At 67.6% G+C, this 694-nt stretch carries 1 protein-coding gene; it reads right to left on the minus strand.

What is annotated here, in order from left to right; translation table 11 throughout:
- Positions 1-68: 68 nt before the first annotated feature.
- On the minus strand, positions 69-694 hold a 626-nt coding region (locus tag DX909_RS29330; RefSeq protein ID WP_164851463.1), incomplete at its 5' end, for a T9SS type A sorting domain-containing protein.

A 694-nucleotide genomic window follows, 5' to 3' on the forward strand; every position in this document is an offset into this window, starting at 1 on the left:
TTCATAAAAATCAGAAGCCGCCGGGAAGTCTCCCGGCGGCTTCTGAGGTCTTTCCGGACAGTGAGCGCTTACCGCTGGATGAGCAGCCGCCGGCTCACCTGCCGACCGCCCGCCTGCAACTGCACCACCTGCAGCCCCGAGGCACTCGCCGGCAGCTCCACCCGCTGCTGCTGCCACTGCCCGCTGCCCTCTACGCTCCGCTGCCACACCACCCGTCCCAGCACATCCACCACCTGCAGCTGCGCCGACTGCCGGGCCTCGATGCGGTACCGCAGCACCACCGGCCCCCGGCTGGGGTTGGGCGTCACCTCCAGCTGCAACTCGGCTTCGGCCGAGGCCACGCCCTGGCGGGCCCCCGAAGCACAGTTGATGGTCTTGGGCGAGCCTTTCAAGACGAAGCTGTTGCCCTGCACGCGGGCCCAGAGCTTGCGGTTCTGGCCGGTCTTCAGGGCCGGGGGCACCGGGAAGGCGTAGGCATGGACCCCGTTGCCTTTGCCCCGGTCTTTCAGGTCCTGGCGGTAGATGTCGGCCATCACCGAACCCACCAGCGTCGCCGACTCGAGGGTCTCGCCTTCCAGGAAGTCGATGGCGTAGGAGAGGTTGCCCTTGTCGCGGTTCCACAGCCAGCCTTCGAGCGTGTTGCAGGTGGCCACATCGAGGTAGCCCTCGAAGTTGCCCGTCACCGTGACCGGTC

The sequence above is a fragment of the Larkinella soli genome, from assembly GCF_003703975.1.
GTDB classification, from domain to species: domain Bacteria; phylum Bacteroidota; class Bacteroidia; order Cytophagales; family Spirosomataceae; genus Larkinella; species Larkinella soli.